General features: G+C 71.7%; 20 protein-coding genes. 11 read left to right on the top strand and 9 right to left on the bottom strand.

All coding sequences use genetic code 11. The features are described from left to right. Positions 1-84: 84 nt before the first annotated feature. Both AC1DPN_RS10475 and AC1DPN_RS10470 read left to right on the top strand, forming a co-directional pair. Positions 85-501, top strand: coding sequence for a CoA-binding protein (locus AC1DPN_RS10475; RefSeq protein WP_477084688.1), 417 nt, complete (start codon positions 85-87; stop codon positions 499-501). 282 nt (positions 502-783) lie between these two features. Further along, the gene (locus tag AC1DPN_RS10470) at positions 784-2,535 is read left to right on the top strand and encodes a DEAD/DEAH box helicase (protein ID WP_477084687.1); all 1,752 of its coding nucleotides are present in this window, start codon (positions 784-786) and stop codon (positions 2,533-2,535) included. A gap of 52 nt (positions 2,536-2,587) precedes the next feature. On the opposite strand, the gene AC1DPN_RS10465 is transcribed toward AC1DPN_RS10470, so the two are convergent. Beyond that, a complete protein-coding gene (locus AC1DPN_RS10465) occupies positions 2,588-3,670 on the bottom strand; it encodes a threonine aldolase family protein (RefSeq protein WP_477084686.1) in 1,083 nt (360 codons plus the stop codon). Between AC1DPN_RS10465 and AC1DPN_RS10460 the strand changes: the two genes are divergently transcribed. Next, positions 3,669-4,187, top strand: coding sequence for a DUF6328 family protein (locus AC1DPN_RS10460; RefSeq protein WP_477084685.1), 519 nt, complete (start codon positions 3,669-3,671; stop codon positions 4,185-4,187). The two genes, AC1DPN_RS10465 and AC1DPN_RS10460, sit on opposite strands and share 2 nt — an antisense overlap. 3 nt (positions 4,188-4,190) lie before the next feature. On the opposite strand, the gene AC1DPN_RS10455 is transcribed toward AC1DPN_RS10460, so the two are convergent. From AC1DPN_RS10455 to ku, 4 genes are all read right to left on the bottom strand, one after another. Then, a complete protein-coding gene (locus AC1DPN_RS10455; protein ID WP_477085191.1) occupies positions 4,191-4,595 on the bottom strand; it encodes a Fur family transcriptional regulator in 405 nt (134 codons plus the stop codon). Positions 4,596-4,713: 118 nt separating this feature from the next. After that, positions 4,714-4,995, bottom strand: coding sequence for an HU family DNA-binding protein (locus tag AC1DPN_RS10450; RefSeq protein WP_426595776.1), 282 nt, complete (start codon positions 4,993-4,995; stop codon positions 4,714-4,716). Positions 4,996-5,141: 146 nt separating this feature from the next. Next, positions 5,142-6,188, bottom strand: a complete 1,047-nt coding sequence (locus AC1DPN_RS10445) for a PHP domain-containing protein (RefSeq protein ID WP_477084684.1) — start codon at positions 6,186-6,188, stop codon at positions 5,142-5,144. Beyond that, positions 6,185-7,048 carry a non-homologous end joining protein Ku gene (gene ku, locus AC1DPN_RS10440; protein WP_477084683.1) on the bottom strand — a complete coding sequence of 288 codons (864 nt, stop codon included), beginning with the start codon at positions 7,046-7,048 and terminating at the stop codon, positions 6,185-6,187. Before ku ends, AC1DPN_RS10445 begins: the two co-directional genes overlap by 4 nt. 113 nt (positions 7,049-7,161) lie before the next feature. Here ku and ligD (AC1DPN_RS10435) point away from each other — a divergent pair, with 113 nt between their 5' ends. The 4 genes from ligD (AC1DPN_RS10435) to AC1DPN_RS10420 all read left to right on the top strand — a co-directional run bounded on the left by ligD (AC1DPN_RS10435) (position 7,162) and on the right by AC1DPN_RS10420 (position 10,683). Beyond that, the gene (gene ligD, locus AC1DPN_RS10435) at positions 7,162-8,088 is read left to right on the top strand and encodes a non-homologous end-joining DNA ligase (protein ID WP_477085190.1); all 927 of its coding nucleotides are present in this window, start codon (positions 7,162-7,164) and stop codon (positions 8,086-8,088) included. Then, positions 8,085-8,963, top strand: a complete 879-nt coding sequence (gene ligD, locus AC1DPN_RS10430) for a non-homologous end-joining DNA ligase (RefSeq protein WP_477084682.1) — start codon at positions 8,085-8,087, stop codon at positions 8,961-8,963. The genes ligD (AC1DPN_RS10435) and ligD (AC1DPN_RS10430) overlap by 4 nt, the downstream gene beginning before the upstream one ends. Positions 8,964-9,037: 74 nt before the next feature. After that, the gene (locus AC1DPN_RS10425; RefSeq protein WP_477084681.1) at positions 9,038-9,598 is read left to right on the top strand and encodes a Dps family protein; all 561 of its coding nucleotides are present in this window, start codon (positions 9,038-9,040) and stop codon (positions 9,596-9,598) included. Next, complete coding sequence (locus AC1DPN_RS10420; protein WP_477084680.1) at positions 9,595-10,683, top strand: App1 family protein; 1,089 nt, start codon at positions 9,595-9,597, stop codon at positions 10,681-10,683. Before AC1DPN_RS10425 ends, AC1DPN_RS10420 begins: the two co-directional genes overlap by 4 nt. Positions 10,684-10,686: 3 nt before the next feature. Here AC1DPN_RS10420 and AC1DPN_RS10415 read toward each other — a convergent pair whose 3' ends face one another. Beyond that, complete coding sequence (locus AC1DPN_RS10415) at positions 10,687-10,893, bottom strand: hypothetical protein (protein ID WP_477084679.1); 207 nt, start codon at positions 10,891-10,893, stop codon at positions 10,687-10,689. 109 nt (positions 10,894-11,002) lie between these two features. Between AC1DPN_RS10415 and mqo the strand changes: the two genes are divergently transcribed. Further along, positions 11,003-12,517 carry a malate dehydrogenase (quinone) gene (gene mqo, locus AC1DPN_RS10410; RefSeq protein ID WP_477084678.1) on the top strand — a complete coding sequence of 505 codons (1,515 nt, stop codon included), beginning with the start codon at positions 11,003-11,005 and terminating at the stop codon, positions 12,515-12,517. A gap of 25 nt (positions 12,518-12,542) precedes the next feature. Then, the gene (locus AC1DPN_RS10405; RefSeq protein WP_477084677.1) at positions 12,543-12,824 is read left to right on the top strand and encodes a hypothetical protein; all 282 of its coding nucleotides are present in this window, start codon (positions 12,543-12,545) and stop codon (positions 12,822-12,824) included. Here AC1DPN_RS10405 and AC1DPN_RS10400 read toward each other — a convergent pair whose 3' ends face one another. The 3 genes from AC1DPN_RS10400 to AC1DPN_RS10390 are packed head-to-tail and all read right to left on the bottom strand — an operon-like array spanning position 12,825 to position 14,264. Next, positions 12,825-13,169, bottom strand: coding sequence for a DUF2277 domain-containing protein (locus AC1DPN_RS10400; protein WP_477084676.1), 345 nt, complete (start codon positions 13,167-13,169; stop codon positions 12,825-12,827). Positions 13,170-13,179: 10 nt separating this feature from the next. Continuing rightward, positions 13,180-13,788 carry a methylated-DNA--[protein]-cysteine S-methyltransferase gene (locus tag AC1DPN_RS10395; protein WP_477084675.1) on the bottom strand — a complete coding sequence of 203 codons (609 nt, stop codon included), beginning with the start codon at positions 13,786-13,788 and terminating at the stop codon, positions 13,180-13,182. After that, positions 13,785-14,264 (bottom strand): RNA polymerase sigma factor, encoded by a 480-nt coding sequence (locus AC1DPN_RS10390; RefSeq protein WP_477084674.1) that lies wholly within the window; start codon positions 14,262-14,264, stop codon positions 13,785-13,787. The genes AC1DPN_RS10395 and AC1DPN_RS10390 overlap by 4 nt, the downstream gene beginning before the upstream one ends. A gap of 63 nt (positions 14,265-14,327) precedes the next feature. Between AC1DPN_RS10390 and AC1DPN_RS10385 the strand changes: the two genes are divergently transcribed. Continuing rightward, positions 14,328-15,299, top strand: coding sequence for a pirin family protein (locus AC1DPN_RS10385; protein WP_477084673.1), 972 nt, complete (start codon positions 14,328-14,330; stop codon positions 15,297-15,299). Between the two features lie 2 nt (positions 15,300-15,301). Next, complete coding sequence (locus AC1DPN_RS10380; RefSeq protein WP_477085189.1) at positions 15,302-15,778, top strand: YbaK/EbsC family protein; 477 nt, start codon at positions 15,302-15,304, stop codon at positions 15,776-15,778. The last annotated feature ends 119 nt before the right edge of the window (positions 15,779-15,897 follow it).

The raw sequence follows: 15,897 nt of genomic DNA, 5'->3' as shown, positions 1-15,897 counted from the left end.
GCGGCGTCGATCCTATGCGGGCGACGCGCGCGCTCCCGACCGTGGCGCGCGGCGGACGCGCCCCCGAGGTGCGACGCTGGCGACATGGCGCACAGCAACGATCCTGAGGTCATTCGTCGGCTCCTGACCACTCCCGGCCGGTGGGCCGTCGTCGGGCTGTCGTCGAACCGCGCACGGGCGGCCTACGGCGTCTCCGCGTACCTCGGTGGGATCGGCAAGGAGATCGTCCCTGTGCACCCGAACGCCGAGACGGTCCACGGAGCCGCCGGGGTGAGCTCTCTCGCCGAGGTCGAGGGTCCGGTCGACGTCGTCGACATCTTCGTGAACAGCAGCCTCGTCGGCGAGGTCGTCGACCAGGCGATCGAGATCGGCGCCGGGGCGGTCTGGCTCCAGCTGGACGTGATCGACGAGGAGGCGGCGGCCCGCGCTCAGGAGGCCGGTCTCGACGTCGTGATGAACGCGTGCCCGGCGATCGAGGGGCCTCGTCTCGGTCTGCGGTGACCTGTGCCTGACGTCACGCGTCGGGTTTCGGACAGGGGACTCTGCGCCCGGGTAGACTGACGTCGAATCTGGAGTTCGTCGCGTCCCCCTTCGAGGCGTCGCCACCACCGCGCAGGCGGTCGGGGCCCGCCTCTTGTTGTGAGGTCTAGGCACCGCGAGATGCGGTCGCCACTGGGTGGTCCGGGGCTGCGACCCGCTGTTCGCCGACCTGGTGCACGGTTCAGGGCTCCGCCCCGCGATGATCGGTTCCCCATTTCCATGAGTTCTGTTGCGCCCTCTTCCATGCCCGAGAACGGCACCTTCGACGAGCTGGGCCTTCCCCCGGCGCTCGAGGCTGCGATCGCCGACCTCGGCTTCACCACTCCGTCCGCCATCCAGGCGCAGGCCGTCCCCGCGCTGCTGAGCGGACGCGACATCGTCGGCGTCGCCCAGACCGGTACCGGCAAGACGGCCGCTTTCGGCCTGCCCCTTCTCGCCTCGATCGACCTCGACGTCCACGCCGTGCAGGCGGTCGTCCTGACCCCGACGCGTGAGCTCGCCATGCAGGTCGCCGACGCGATCCAGTCGTTCGCCACGCACCTGCCCGGCCTGAACGTGCTCGCGGTCTACGGCGGCTCGCCGTTCCTGCCGCAGCAGCGCGCGCTGGCCCGCGGTGCTCAGGTGGTCGTCGGTACCCCCGGCCGTGTGCTCGACCACCTCGACCGTCGCACCCTGAAGATGGACGACGTCCGCTTCCTCGTGCTCGACGAGGCCGACGAGATGCTCCGCATGGGCTTCGCCGAGGACGTCGACCGCGTCCTGTCCGCCGCACCGCGTGAGCGCCAGGTCGCGCTGTTCTCCGCGACGATGCCGCCGCCCATCCGCCGGGTCGCCGAGCAGCACCTCAACCGTCCGGTCGAGATCACGGTCTCGCGCCAGGCGTCCACGGTGACCAGCGTCCGCCAGACCTACGCCGTCGTCCCCCACCGGCACAAGACCGGCGCGCTCGCCCGCGTGCTCGCCGTGTCCGAGGCCGAGGCCGCGATCGTGTTCGTCCGCACCCGTGGTGCGGCCGAGGAGGTCGGCAGCGCGCTGGTCGAGCGCGGCATCTCCGCCGCGTACATCTCCGGCGACGTCGCCCAGACCGAGCGCGAGAAGATCGTCGACCGCCTGCGCACGGGCGCGCTCGACGTGCTCGTCGCCACGGACGTCGCGGCCCGCGGCCTCGACGTCGACCGCATCGGCCTCGTCGTGAACTTCGACGTGCCGCGCGAGCCCGAGACGTACGTGCACCGCATCGGCCGCACCGGCCGCGCCGGCCGTGAGGGCGAGGCGCTGTCGTTCGTCACGCCGGCCGAGCAGTCGCGCCTGCGCCAGATCGAGCGGACCACGCGCCAGTCGCTGATCCAGGTCGAGATCCCCACGCCTCTCGAGGTGTCGGCGCACAAGGTCGGTGGCCTGCTGGCGCGCACGGCCGAGCGCAAGGAGATCGGCCGCCTGGACCTGTACCGCGAGGCCATCGCGGTCCACCTGGCGCAGAACCCGGACGTCGACCCGGTCGACCTGCTCGCCGTACTGACCGCCCTCGCGGTCGGCGACGAGGGCCCCGTGGCCGCGTCCGGCGACGACTTGGACGACGCCCTGTCGCGCGCGCACCTGACCGGTGGCAACGGTCGCGACCGCGACAACGAGCGTGCGAGCGGCCGTAGCTACGACCACCCGGAGCGCGAGCGCCGCAACACCAGCACGCACATCGCCGGCGGGTCCCCGCGCTGGCGCGTGGCGGTCGGTCACCGTGACGGCCTGCAGCCGGGTGCCCTGGTGGGCGCGCTCACCGGTGAGGGCGGCCTGACGGGCAAGGACGTCGGCAAGATCGACATCTTCGGCAGCTTCGCGCTGGTCGACATCCCGGCCGGCCTGACCCCCGAGGTCATCGACCGCCTGGCGCGTACGCGCGTCGCCGGCCGTCCGCTGCGGATCCGTCAGGACACGGGCCCCCGCCCGGGCCAGGGTGCCTCGCGCCCGGCGCACGGCCCGGCCCGCGGCCGCGCCTGACCGAGCAGTCGAAAGCCCCGTCTCTCCACGGAGAGGCGGGGCTTTCCCGTGCTCAGGCGACGGCGTCCACCACGGCGGCGACCAGCTCGTCCACGTCAGCCTCGGTGGTGTCGAACGAGCACATGAGCCGCACCTCGCCCGTGGCCACGTCCCAGTCGTAGAAGCGCCAGCGACGGCGCAGGACGTCCGCGACGCCGGCCGGGAAGACGACGAAGACGCCGTTCGCCTGGGTCGGGCGGGTCACGTGCACGCCCGGCAGGTGCTCGATGCCGGCGCGGAGCCGCGCTGCCATGGCGTTCGCGTGCGCCGCGGAACGGAGCCAGAGGTCACCCTCGTACAACGCGATGAGCTGTGCCGACACGAACCGCATCTTCGAGGCCAGCTGCATGTCCATCTTGCGCAGGTAGACGAGCCCGCCGTCCGCCTCGGGGTCGAGCACCACGACCGCCTCACCGAACAGGAGGCCGTTCTTGGTCCCGCCGAACGACACGACGTCGACGCCCACGTCAGTGGTGAAAGCTCGAAGCGGAAGGCCCAGCGCGGCGGCCGCGTTGGAGATCCGGGCGCCGTCCAGGTGCAGCCGCAGGCCCAGCTCGTGCGCCTGGTCGGCCAGCGCGCGGATCTCGTCGGGCGTGTAGAGCGTGCCGAGCTCGGTGCTCTGCGTGATCGACACCACGCCGGGCTGGGCGCGGTGCTCGTCACCGAACCCCCAGGCCTGCGTGGCGACGAGCTCGGGCGTGAGCTTGCCGTCGGGCGTCGGGACGGTCAGGAGCTTGAGCGCACCCATCCGCTCCGGAGCGCCGTTCTCGTCGGTGTGGATGTGCGCCGTGTCCGCACAGATCACAGCTCCCCAGCGCGGAAGCATCGACTGGAGCGACAGGACGTTCGCGCCGGTTCCGTTGAACACGGGTACGGCACTCGCAGTCGGTCCGAAGTGCCTCTGCACGACCTCCTGGAGGTGGACCGTGTACACGTCCTCGCCATAAGCGGTCTGGTGTCCCCCGTTCGCCTCGGTGATCGCGGCAAGGATCTCGGGGTGGGTTCCTGCGTAGTTGTCGGAGGCGAAGTCGCGGCGGTCGGCGTCGTGCAGTCGGGTCACGGGCTCCAGTGTGCCCTGGGGTCGAGCCTGCGGCATGATCCTGGCAACTCAGGAGGTGGTGTCGATGCAGAACGGTGACACGGACCCGTCGGACGGTCGGGACGAGTCCGTCAACGAGCGGGCCGACCGCAACTGGGACGAGCTGTTGCAGGAGCTCCGGGTCACGCAGACCGGCACCCAGATCCTGACGGGCTTCCTGCTGACGATCCCGTTCCAGCAGAGGTTCGACTCGCTCGACGAGTACCAGCGCAACCTCTATCTGGTCCTGGTCGCGCTCGCGGTCCTGGCGACGGCGCTCGTCGTCGCTCCCGTCTCGCTGCACCGGATGCTGTTTCGTCGGCGCCTGAAGCCGGAGCTGGTCGGCGCAGGCAGCTGGTTCGCCCGCGCGGGCCTGCTCGTCCTCGCGCTCGTCACGGCCGGGGTCGCCATGCTGCTGTTCGACGTCGTCCTGGACCGGTCCGCCGGTCAGCTCATCGGTGCGCTGTCGCTCGTCGTGCTCTTCGTGTTCTGGTGGCTGCTGCCCCAGGTCATCGCACGCCGAGCCGACCGATAGCCGTCACGACGACGTGACCGCCCTGCAGTCGGCGCACGTGCCGACGAGCTCGATGGTGTGCTCGACGTCGTCGAACCCGTTCGCCGCACCGACCTGAGCAGCCCAGGCCTCGGCCTGGCCGGCCTCGATCTCGACGGTGCGCCCGCACGAACGGCACACCAGGTGGTGGTGGTGGCTGCGCTGCTCGCACAGGCGGTAGACGGACTCCCCCTCCTCCGTCCGCAGCACGTCGACGTCGCCGTGCTCGGAGAGGCTCTGCACCGCGCGGTAGACGGTCGCGAGCCCCACGCTGGAGCCCCGGGAGCGGAGCATCTCGTGGAGCTGCTGCGCGCTGCGGAACTCGTCGATGTCCTCGAGCAGGTCGAGGATCTCGGCGCGCTGCCGGGTCTGCCGTGGGACGACCACCATCACGACGACACCTTCCTGAGAGTCGTTCCCATCATCATACGAGACTGTGACCGGGAACGAGCCAGGGCCTCCGATCCCGTGGGATCGGAGGCCCTGGCTGTCGAGCAGCGGTGCTGTGTCAGCCCTGCACGGCGCGCTTGAGGGCGCTGCCTGCGGTGAGCTTGACGCGGAAGCCCGCGGGGATCTCGAGCTTCTCGCCGGTCTGGGGGTTGATACCGGTACGGGCACCACGCTCGGCGCGGGCGACTGCCAGGAAACCGGGGATCGTGACGGCCTCGCCCTTGGCAAGGTTCTCGACCACGACCTCCTGGAAGGCCTTGAGGGCCTTGTCGGCGTCCGTGTTGGTGAGGCCCGCCTTGGCGGCGAGGGCCTGGACGAGCTCGGTGCGGTTCACGCTCACTAGATGTGCTCCTTGTTCACTCGGGACATGCGGGCCCAGGTGCGGGCCGAGGTGTGCCCGGGCACGCGGAGACAGCCGCGAACCCGGGGACGACCGGCTGACACTAACCCGTGCGGGGCCAGATGACCGAGATGGGGCGTGTCGTGTCACCTGTGCGCGCGCGCCAGAAGGTCGTCGAGGGGCCAGGTGGTGATCACTCGAGCAGCGTCGAGGTCGTGCTGTGCGGCGCGTGCGCACCCTGCCGACAGCCAGTCCAGCTGGCCCGGCGCGTGCGCGTCCGTGTCGATCGAGAACAGGCATCCCGCCTCGATCGCCACGTCGAGCAGCTCGTGCGGGGGGTCGAGCCGGTCGGGCCGGCAGTTGATCTCGACCGCGACCCCGTGCTCGGCGCACGCGTCGAACACGCGCCGTGCGTCGAACTCGCTCTGCGGGCGGCTCTTGCCCTTGATCTGACGACCTGTGCAGTGGCCGAGGACGTCCGTGCGGGGGTTGCGCACGGCCGCGAGCATGCGGTCGGTCATCGGTCCTCGATCCATCCGGAGCTTGGAGTGCACCGACGCGACGACGACGTCGAGCGCGTCGAGCAGCTCGGGGTCCTGGTCGAGGCCGCCGTCGTCGAGGATGTCGACCTCGATGCCGGTCAGCACCCGGAACGGCCCCACGACGCCGTTGAGCGCCGCGACCTGGTCGAGCTGCGCGCGCAGCCGTGCCGCCGAGAGCCCGTTCGCGACCGTGAGACGCGGCGAGTGGTCCGTGATCGCCAGGTAGTCGTGCCCCAGCTCCATCGCGGCGAGCACCATCTCCTGGATCGGTGTCGACCCGTCGCTCGCCTCGGTGTGCGCGTGCAGGTCACCCCGGAGCGCCGCCCGCAGAGCGGCCGCTCGCGGATCGGGCGACGCCTCGTCGGCGTACTCCTGCTCGAGCGAGTCGAGGTACTCCACGGGCTTGCCACGCAGGACGTGGGCGACGACGTCGGCCGTACGCGCGCCGACCGACGGCAGCGTCGCGAGCGCACCGGTCGTCTCGAGGACCGCGAGCCGCGCCGCGTCCTGGCGCTCGATGCTGACGGCCGCCTTGCGGAACGCCTCGCTGCGGTACGCGCTCGCCTGCGCGCGCTCGAGCAGGAACGCGATCCGACGCAACGCCGCGACCGCGTCCGCCTGACGCTCGGACGAGGGGTCCGCCCGGGTCACGACGCCTTGGACTTGCGCTTCTTGGACTCACCCTTGGTCTCGGCGTCCTTGGCCGGCTCGTCGCCACGCGCGCTGCGCGCCTTCTCGACGCTACGCTGCAGGGCCGCGAGCAGGTCGACCACGTCGCCCCCGCCGTCGCCGGACGTCTCCTCGCCAGGCGGCACGGGAACGGCCGTCGTGTCACCGGACGACACCTTGGCCTGGATCATCGCCTCGAGCGCTCCGGCGTACCGGTCCTCGTACTGCGACGGGTCGAAGTCGGCCGCGAGCGAGTCGACGAGGGACGACGCCATCGCGAGCTCCTGCGGGCGGACCGTGACCTCGTCGTCGAGCACCGGGAAGTCGACCGCGCGGATCTCGTCGGGCCACAGCAGGGTCTGCATGACGATGACCTTGTCGCGCACGCGCAGGATGGCCATCGACTCGCGCTGCCGGAGCGCCACCTTCACGACCGCGACACGGTCGGCCTGCTCGAGCGCCCCGCGGAGCAGGGCGTACGGCTTGGCCGCGGCCTTCTCGGGCTCGAGGTAGTACGTCTTCTGCAGCAGGATCGGGTCGACCTGGTCCACCGGGACGAACTCGAGCACCTCGATCTCGCGCTCGGTCGACAGCGGCAGCGAGCGGAAGTCCTCGTCGGTGAGGACCACGAGCTCGCCGTCTTCGGTCTCGTAGCCCTTCGCGATGTCCGACATCTCGACCGGCTCGCCGTCGATGCTGCAGAACTTCCGGTAGCGGATGCGTCCGCCGTCCTCGCGGTGCACCTGGTGCAGCGTCACCTCGTGCTCGCCCGTGGCCGAGTAGAGCCGTACCGGGACGTTGACCAGCCCGAAGGCGACCGAGCCCTTCCAGATCGCTCGCATGGTCGATGCCTTCCGTCGGTGGAGGGTGCGCCCGGCGGGGTCGGTCGCACGCATGTCGGCAGCAGGCCGCGACCCGCGCGACCTTCTACCGGCAGGATGGACCCGTGGAGCCCATGCTCGCCACCCCCGCGACCGGTCCGACCGAGCTTCCACGCGGGTCCGAGTGGTCGTACGAGGTCAAGTGGGACGGCGTCCGGGCGCTCGCCGACACGACGTCGGGCGCCCTTCGGCTGTGGAGCCGCAAGGAGCGGGAGATCACCCTCGCGTACCCCGAGCTCGCCGGGATGGTCGGGGCAGACGACGCGATCCTCGACGGTGAGATCGTCCTGCTCTCCGGCGGCATCCCGTCGTTCACCGCGCTCGCGGAGCGGATGCACGTCCGCGACGTCCACCGGGCCGCGGCTCTCGCTGCACGACAGCCTGTGACGTTCATGGTGTTCGACGTGCTGCGGCTCGAGGGTGCCGACGTGACCTGGAAGAGCTACGACGAGCGGCGCGCGCTCCTCGAGACGCTCTCCTGGCCCGAGAACGTGCAGCTCTCCCCCGTGTACCCGGACGGGCAGGAGCTGTGGGGCGCGACCTTGCAGCTCGGTCTCGAGGGCGTGGTCGCCAAGCGGCGGTCCTCCACGTACCAGCCGGGCCGACGTTCGAGCGACTGGGTCAAGGCGCCGCACCGGCGGACACGGGCCGCTCTGGTGTGCGGCTGGCGCGTCGAGACCACCGGGTCCGGACGGCTCGGAGCGGTGCTGTTCGGCGCGCGCGACGCCGACGGTGCGCTGCGGTTCCTCGGTCGCGCGGGCAGCGGTCTCAGCGGCGCGAAAGCCTCGCGGATGCGCGCCCTCCTCGAGGAGCACGCGCGCGCGGACTCGCCGTTCGACGAGGCGATCCCGCCGGAGGATGCTCGCGGGACGCACTGGGTCGACCCCGTGGTCGTCGTCGACACCCTGTACCTGGCCCGCAACCCCACCGGCCGCCTCCGCCAGCCGGTGGTGCGCGGCGTGCGCACCGACACCGACGCCGACCCCTGGGAGCAGCCGTGACGCCCGAACGGCAGATGGTGGACGTCGACGGACGTTCGGTCCGCGTGAGCCACCTCGAGAAGGTCATGTACCCCTCGACGGGCATGACCAAGGCCGAGGTCATGAGCTACTTCGTGGGCGTCGCTCCCGCGTTGCTCGCGCAGCTCAAGGACCGGCCCGTGACCCGGATCCGCTGGCCCGACGGCGTGGACGGAGAGAAGTTCTTCGAGAAGAACACGCCGCGCGGGGCGCCCGAGTGGATCCGTCGCCAGAAGATCAACGCCGCGCCGGGTGCGCAGGACGAGGGCGCTGTGCTCGAGCTGCCGTTCCTCGACGACCTCGCCGGGCTCGTCTGGGCGGCGAACCAGGGCTCGCTGGAGCTGCACACCCCGCAGTGGCGCGTCGGCCCACGGGGCGCGATCCACCGTCCGGACCGGCTGGTCGTCGACCTCGACCCCGGACCGCCGGCGGGCCTGGACGCGTGCGTGAAGGTCGCGCACCTCGTCGCCGACCGGCTCCGCGAGGACGGCCTCGACGTCATCGTCCCCGTGACGTCCGGCAGCAAGGGCATGCAGCTCTACGCTCCCCTGCCGGGCAAGCAGACCGTGATGGAGGTGCGTCAGTACGCGCACGACATGGCGTACGAGATCGCCGCGGCCAACTCCTCCCTCGTCGTCGCGATCATGAAGAAGGACCTGCGAGGCGGGAAGGTGCTCATCGACTGGTCGCAGAACCACCCGGCCAAGACGACCATCACGCCGTACTCGCTGCGCGGACGCGAGGTGCCGCACGTGGCCGCACCACGGTGGTGGGACGAGATCGGACCGGGCCTGAAGCAGCTGACCCCGGACGAGGTCGTCGCGCGCTACGCCGAGCGGGGTGACCCGTTCGCCTGATCTCGCTCGGATGGCGGGCCGGGGGCACCTTTGGCACCGTTGCGGGACACACCACGAACATCCGAGGAGTCGTCATGGCACTGCCCAAGTACACCGTCCCGTCGCTCACCCCCCAGCAGGGAGCCGACGTCGCCGCCGTCCTGCAGCAGAGGCTCGACGCCCTGAACGATCTCGCCCTCACGCTCAAGCACATCCACTGGAACGTCGTCGGCCCGCACTTCATCGCGGTGCACGAGATGCTCGACCCGCAGGTCGACGCCGTCCGGCTCATGGTCGACGCGATCGCCGAGCGCATCGCGACCCTCGGCGTCGCGCCCGTCGGTACGCCCGGCGCACTGGTCAAGAGCCGCACCTGGGACGACTACTCGATCGGCCGGGACAGCGCGATCGCGCACCTCGGTGCGCTCGACGTCGTCTACGTCGGCGTCATCACGGACCACCGCAAGGCGGCCGCGGACACCGAGGAGGTCGACGCCGTCACGAACGACCTGCTGATCGGGCACCTGCACGAGCTCGAGCTCTTCCACTGGTTCGTGCGTGCGCACCTGGAGTCCGTCGGCGGCGCGCTCAGCACCGGCTCCTCGCACACCGAGCAGGGTTCCGCGAAGAAGGCCGCGAGCAAGGACAGCGCGTGACCTCTGACGTCCACAGTGCCCGGCCGCACGTCGCGGCCCGTCTCGAGAGCGCGATCGACCGCCGGGTCGCGAGTCGGCTGCGTCGCCGCGGCTGGACCGTCCGCGTCGAGCCGTACGCGAGCTACGGTGCGCCCGGCTGGGTGCGGGTCATGGCCCGCGCCCTGCTGGCTGCACCGCTCGTCCGGGACGAGGACCTGCCGGGCGCCGGCGGGACGGCGCAGGTCGCCGAGCAGCCGGCGACCGCGCTGCGTGGCTGGCGCAGCTTCACGACCGCCCAGGTGTCGGACGCGACGATCGAGGTGCGGGTCGGCGACCGGGTGCACCGGGTCACGACGGACCGCGGCGGCTACGTCGACGTGATACTCACGGCCGACCTGGATCCCGGCTGGCACGAGATCGGGTTCACGACGAAGGACGGCGAGACCGCGACCGCGCCCGTGCACGTGATCGGTCCGGACGCCCGGTTCGGCATAGTGAGCGACATCGACGACACCGTCATGGTGACCCGCCTTCCCCGACCCCTCGTCGCCGCGTGGAACGTCCTCATGCGGCACGAGAACGCCCGTGAGGCCGTTCCGGGCATGTCCTCGCTCTACTCGGAGCTGCTCGACGGGGACGAGCGCCTGCCGGTGGTCTACCTCTCCACGGGCGCGTGGAACGCCGCTCCGACGCTCGGCCGGTTCCTGCGCCGGTACCGCTACCCGGCCGGCCCGATGCTGCTGACGGACTGGGGCCCGACGAACAGCGGCTGGTTCCGGAGCGGCCCGCAGCACAAGATCACGCAGCTGCGCAGGCTCATGCGCGAGCTGCCGCAGGTGCAGTGGGTCCTCGTCGGCGACGACGGCCAGCGTGACCCGCAGATCTACGCCGGTGCGGCGCAGCGCCACCCGTCGCACGTGCTCGCGATCCTGATCCGGCAGCTGACCTTCTCGGAGCACCTGCTCTCGCACGGCGTCCCTGCGGTGACGGACGAGTCGTTGCGGGCCGAGCTCCGCGCGCGCAGCGAGGGCATCCCGGTCATCCAGGGTCCCGATGGTCCGTCGCTCGCGCGACAGGTCCGGGCGCGCGGGCTCCGCCTGCGCTGAGCGTCAGAGACGCTCGGGGTCGTCCCAGTCGTCGCTGCTCGCGATCGCCTCGTCGTCCGCGACGAGCTCCACGGCGTGCAGCGACCGCGGCGCACGCGCCGGGTCGCCGCCCGAGCGGGCGTCAGCGGCGTCCAGCTCGGCCTGAGACTGCTGGCGGTCGGCCAGGTGCTCGGCCGACGGGTCAGAGATCAGGTCCCGGTCGCGGCTCATGCCTTCGTTGTACCCCGCGCCGCGCCCTGGCGCACGCACGAACCACCGCTCGGGCACAAGGTCGGTCAGGTGTGACGTAGGCCCGCGACCAAGATCACAGGCGCCGGGGATGGAGGTATCTCGACGTCAACATACGATCGAAGACGTGGCGCAACGCGAAGAGACAGTGGACGTCGTACTGGTCGGCGGCGGGATCATGAGCGCCACCCTGGCGGCTCTGATCACCACCCTCGAGCCCAGCTGGACCGTCGAGATCCACGAGCTCCGGCCCGGCCTGGCGCAGGAGAGCACGAACGCGTGGAACAACGCGGGCACCGGCCACGCCGCGCTGTGCGAGCTCAACTACACGCCCGAACGGCCCGACGGCTCGATCGACATCTCCAAGGCCGTCACGATCAACGAGCAGTTCGAGCTCTCCCGCGAGCTGTGGAACCACCTGGCCACGAAGGACCGTCTCCCGGGCGGCGAGGGCTTCCTGTCCAGCACGCCGCACATGACGTTCGTGCGTGGCGAGGCGAACGTCGACTACCTGCGTCGCCGCTTCGAGACGCTGCGCAAGCACCCGCTCTTCGACGACATCGAGTTCAGCACGGACCCCGAGCGCATCGCCGCGTGGGCCCCGCTGCTCATGGCCGACCGCGACCCGTCGCAGCCCGTCGCCGCCACACGCTCGGCCGCCGGGACCGACGTCGACTTCGGGCGCCTCGCCCACGCGATGGTGACCGACGCGGTCGCCCGAGGTGCACGGCTGCGGCTCGAGAGCGAGGTCACGCACCTCAAGCAGACCCGCGACGGGTCCTGGAAGCTGCGCATCAAGGACCGTCGTTGGAACGGCCACGTCCGCGCCCGCAAGGTCAGCGCCCGGTTCGTGTTCATCGGCGCCGGCGGCGGTGCGCTGGGCCTGCTGCAGAAGTCGGGGATCCCGGAGGCCAAGGGCTTCGGCGGGTTCCCGATCAGCGGGCAGTTCCTGCGCACCACCAACCCCGAGCTCGTGGCCGCGCACCAGGCGAAGGTCTACGGCAAGGCGGACGTCGGCGCTCCCCCGATGTCGGTGCCGCACCTGGACGCCCGGGTCGTCGACGGCGGATCCGCCCTCATGTTCGGGCCATACGCCGGCTGGAGCATGAAGTTCCTCAAGCACGGCTCGTGGACCGACCTCCTGCGTTCGATCCGGCCGGGCAACCTGGTCCCGATGCTCGCGGTCGGACTGCGCAACCTCGACCTGGTGAAGTACCTCGTCCGCGAGGTCACCGCGAACGACACCGACCGCCTGCGCACGCTGCGCGCGTTCATGCCGAGCGCGCACCCGCGCGACTGGGAGCTCATCACCGCAGGCCAGCGGGTGCAGGTCATCAAGAAGGACAAGAAGCTCGGCGGCATCCTCGAGTTCGGCACCGAGCTCGTGACGTCCGCGGACGGCTCGATCGCCGGTCTGCTGGGCGCCTCGCCGGGCGCGTCCACGGCGGTCGCGACGATGCTCGAGCTGCTCGAGCGCTGCTTCCCGGAGCGGTCCGAGCAGTGGCAGCCGCGCCTGCGCGCGATGATGCCGAGCCTCGGTGGCGGCGAGTGGGACGAGTCCTTCGAGCTCGACCAGCTGATCGACGAGGTCCACAGCGAGCGGTAGGTGTCAGATGGAGCACGATGGGCACGTGCCTGAGCAGCCAGCCGTACCCGTACCCACCGCAGTCAGCGCCGAGATGCGGCGCGCCAAGGTGCGCGCCGCGACCGAGCACACGACCGTGGGCCAGGTGGTCACGACCGACGACGGTCGGGTGACGATCGACTGCGCGTGCGGGATGGTCCTGAGCAACGGTCCGACGTGGTCGCTCGACGAGCACATCCGGCTGCACCGCGCCGAGGCGCGCTTCCTGGCCCTGGCCGCGGTCGCACCTGTGGGAATCCCGCGGCTCGTCGAATGGCCGCTGCGCTAGCTACGCGTGCGCCAGGTCGTCGTCGTGCTCGTGCGGCAGCCCCAGCTCGTGCGCGAGCTCGTGCGCCTCACGGGCGGCGACCCTCGCGGCGATGCGCGCCTGGACCTCCGGGCGGCGCAGCGGCGGGACCGTCGTCGGTGGTTGGCGGCGCTCGGGCAGCTCGTCCAGCAGGCGCGCGGTGATCGCGGTGATCTCGGCGACGGCTGCCTCGAACGGGTCACGTGTGTTGTCCGTGAGCGTCTGGACCCCGGTCACCTTGCGCACGTACTGGCGCGCGGCGGCGCTGATCTCCTCCGAGGTGGCGGGTGGCTCGAGGCCTCGGAGCGTGGTGATGTTCCGGCACATGGCACCGACGCTACGCGGCGGCGCCGACGGTCTCCAGGGCGAGCAGCGCCCGCTTGGCCTCCGCTCCCCCGGCGTACTGGCCCGGTGAGCCGTCCGAGCGAACGACGCGGTGGCACGGCAGCACGAGCGGCAGCGGGTTGAGCGCGCACGCCGTCCCGACCGCCCGCACGGCGCGCGGGCTTCCGGCCAGGGTGGCCATGTCGGCGTAGCTCGCGGTCCGGCCGTAGGCGATGTCGGGCAGGTGCTCGACCACGGCACGTCGGAAGCCGTGCAGGAGGCGCAGGTCGAGCGGCACGTCGAACGTGGTGCGCCGGCCGGCGAAGTACTCGTCGAGCTCACGGGCCACGTCGTCGAGGCGTTCCGGGGCCTCCAGGACGCGCGGACTGATCCCGTCCGAGAGGGCCTGCAGCACGGCGTCGTGGTCCTGGACCGCGAACGCGACCCGGACCAGCCCCTCATCCGTGCGGGCGAGCAGGAGCGGACCCACCGGGCTGTCGACCGTCCGGTAGGCGACGTCGACCAGGTCGCCGGCGCGCTGCGCGAGAGACCGACGGAGCCGGGCGAGGTCCGCCGGGTCGATGGCCGTCAGCAGTCCGGACGGGGTCTCGTCGGCGTTCATCGTCGTCCTCCGTCATCGAGAGCCGGGTAGGTCCTGCGCAGGGTCGCGATGCCGTCGGCCCCCGCGCGTCGGGCGGCTGCGGCCGTGCCGCCGAGCAACGCGGCGACGTCGTCGTAGGGCAGACCACCCAGGTGGTGGTAGGCGACGACCCGCCTCTGCTTGTCCGGCAGGGCAGCCACCGCGGACCACAGGTCGAGGTCACGGCCGCCGTGCGCGACGGGCCGGTCGGGCAGCTCCGCGACCGGGACGGCCTGCCTGGCGGAGCGACGGACCACGTCGATCGCCTTGCGGTGCGCGATCGTCACCAGCCAGGCCTCGACGTTCGCGTCCGCCGGCAGCTCGGGGTAGGCACGCAGCGCGGACAGGAACGTCTCCGACCAGGCGTCGTCGGCGTCGACGGGTCCCACGACGGCGCGGCAGACACGCAGCACGGTCGCCCCGTGCGCGGCCACGACCCGCTCGAAGGGTTGCTTCACGCTCACAGTGTGCAGACGCACGACGGCCCCCGCGTGTGAGGTCCGACTTCTAGGGTGGAGTCCGTGACGAACCTCGAGGTCCGGCCAGTGCCCGAGCTGTGCGACCTGGTGCCCACGAACGGGCCGGTGGTCGAGCTGCACCCGTCGCGCGAGGTGCCGCTCGGCGGGCTGCGCGCGATGCAGGTCCGACGGACGCTGCCGCAACGCGGTCTGCCTCTGGTGGGCGCCTGGTGCTTCCTCGACGAGTTCGGACCGCAGCACGTCGACATGAGGGTGCTCCCGCACCCGCACACCGGCCTGCAGACGGTCACCTGGCCGGTGGCCGGCGAGATCCTGCACCGCGACAGCGTCGGCTCGGAGGCGGTCGTCCGGCCCGGCCAGCTGAACCTCATGACCGCAGGGCACGGCATCTCGCACAGCGAGTTCTCCCTCGGCTCCGAGCCTCTGCTGCACGCCGCGCAGCTCTGGGTTGCCCTGCCGGACGACATGGCCTCCGGTGCGCCCGCCTTCGAGCAGGTCAGCGACCTGCCGGTCTGGGACGCGCCGGGCGTGCGCGCGACGGTGTTCATCGGGTCGATGGACGGCGTCACCTCTCCCGCGCACGTGCACACGCCGCTGCTCGGCACCGAGGTCACGCTCGACGCCGGATCCTCGGTCGAGGTGCCCCTGGTTCCGGGTTTCGAGCACGCCGTCCTGGTCCTGGACGGATCGCTCGAGGTCGCCGGCACGCCGCACGCACCGAGCGGCCTGCTCTACCTCGGCGACGGCCGTGCGTCGGTCCACCTGCGCTCGCAGACGGGTGCCCGGATCCTGCTCCTCGGCGGCGCGCCCTTCGCGCACGACCTGGTGATGTGGTGGAACTTCGTCGGCCGCAACCACGCCGACATCGCCCAGGCGCGGGCCGACTGGGAATCACCGGACCGTGCCGATCGGTTCGGTCTGGTGCAGAGGCACGGCGACCTGCGCATCCCCGCGCCCGAGCTGCCGAACATCCGCCTCCAGCCGCGTCGCCGACAGCCCCCGAAGGAGATCTGATGATGACCGAGCTGCCCGTCCGTTCCCGGGCGGTCGCCACCGCGCTGGCCGACGCCGGCGTCACCGGGGTCGTGCGCGAGCTGCCCGACTCCGCGCGCACCGCCGTGGAGGCCGCCGCAGCGCTCGGCGTCGAGGTCGGTGCGATCGCCAACAGCCTGATCTTCTGGGCCGACGGTGAGCCGTTGCTCGTGCTCACCAGCGGGCGGCACCGCGTGGACACCGTCGCCCTGGCGTCGGCCCTCGGCAAGGCGGTCGTCGCGCGCGCCACGCCGGACCAGGTGCGCGCGGCCACGGGACAGGCGATCGGTGGCGTGGCGCCCGTCGGCCACCCGGAGCCCGTCGAGACGGTCGTGGACGTCGCGCTGGCCGACTACCCGCAGGTCTGGGCCGCCGGCGGGACGCCGCACACGGTGTTCCCGACGACCTTCGACGAGCTCGTGCGCGTCACCGCGGGACTGCCGCTCGTCGTCGGCGACTGATCACAGGTGCGCTCCCGGGCATCGGGAGCACAGACTGTAGGCGTGGGCGAAATGCCCGACCCGGTGAGAGGGAGCTTCGTGGAGCACGTGCCTGGCCAGCCACAACGCCAACCTGTCCT

Source organism: Cellulomonas sp. P4_H4 (assembly GCF_056400865.1).
The sequence above is the reverse complement of the archived record's forward strand: the minus strand, read 5'-3'. Positions and strand labels throughout refer to the sequence as shown.

What these genes read in the sequence shown, in the direction of transcription:
- AC1DPN_RS10475 (WP_477084688.1), top strand. Translation starts at nt 85, where the DNA reads ATGGCGCACAGCAACGATCCTGAGGTCATTCGTCGGCTCCTGACCACT.
- AC1DPN_RS10470 (WP_477084687.1), top strand. Translation starts at nt 784, where the DNA reads ATGCCCGAGAACGGCACCTTCGACGAGCTGGGCCTTCCCCCGGCGCTC.
- AC1DPN_RS10460 (WP_477084685.1), top strand. Translation starts at nt 3,669, where the DNA reads ATGATCCTGGCAACTCAGGAGGTGGTGTCGATGCAGAACGGTGACACG.
- AC1DPN_RS10465 (WP_477084686.1), bottom strand. Translation starts at nt 3,670, where the DNA reads ATGCCGCAGGCTCGACCCCAGGGCACACTGGAGCCCGTGACCCGACTG.
- AC1DPN_RS10455 (WP_477085191.1), bottom strand. Translation starts at nt 4,595, where the DNA reads ATGGTGGTCGTCCCACGGCAGACCCGGCAGCGCGCCGAGATCCTCGAC.
- ku (WP_477084683.1), bottom strand. Translation starts at nt 7,048, where the DNA reads ATGCGAGCGATCTGGAAGGGCTCGGTCGCCTTCGGGCTGGTCAACGTC.
- ligD (WP_477085190.1), top strand. Translation starts at nt 7,162, where the DNA reads ATGCTCGCCACCCCCGCGACCGGTCCGACCGAGCTTCCACGCGGGTCC.
- AC1DPN_RS10425 (WP_477084681.1), top strand. Translation starts at nt 9,038, where the DNA reads ATGGCACTGCCCAAGTACACCGTCCCGTCGCTCACCCCCCAGCAGGGA.
- AC1DPN_RS10415 (WP_477084679.1), bottom strand. Translation starts at nt 10,893, where the DNA reads ATGAGCCGCGACCGGGACCTGATCTCTGACCCGTCGGCCGAGCACCTG.
- mqo (WP_477084678.1), top strand. Translation starts at nt 11,003, where the DNA reads ATGGAGGTATCTCGACGTCAACATACGATCGAAGACGTGGCGCAACGC.
- AC1DPN_RS10400 (WP_477084676.1), bottom strand. Translation starts at nt 13,169, where the DNA reads ATGTGCCGGAACATCACCACGCTCCGAGGCCTCGAGCCACCCGCCACC.
- AC1DPN_RS10395 (WP_477084675.1), bottom strand. Translation starts at nt 13,788, where the DNA reads ATGAACGCCGACGAGACCCCGTCCGGACTGCTGACGGCCATCGACCCG.
- AC1DPN_RS10380 (WP_477085189.1), top strand. Translation starts at nt 15,302, where the DNA reads ATGACCGAGCTGCCCGTCCGTTCCCGGGCGGTCGCCACCGCGCTGGCC.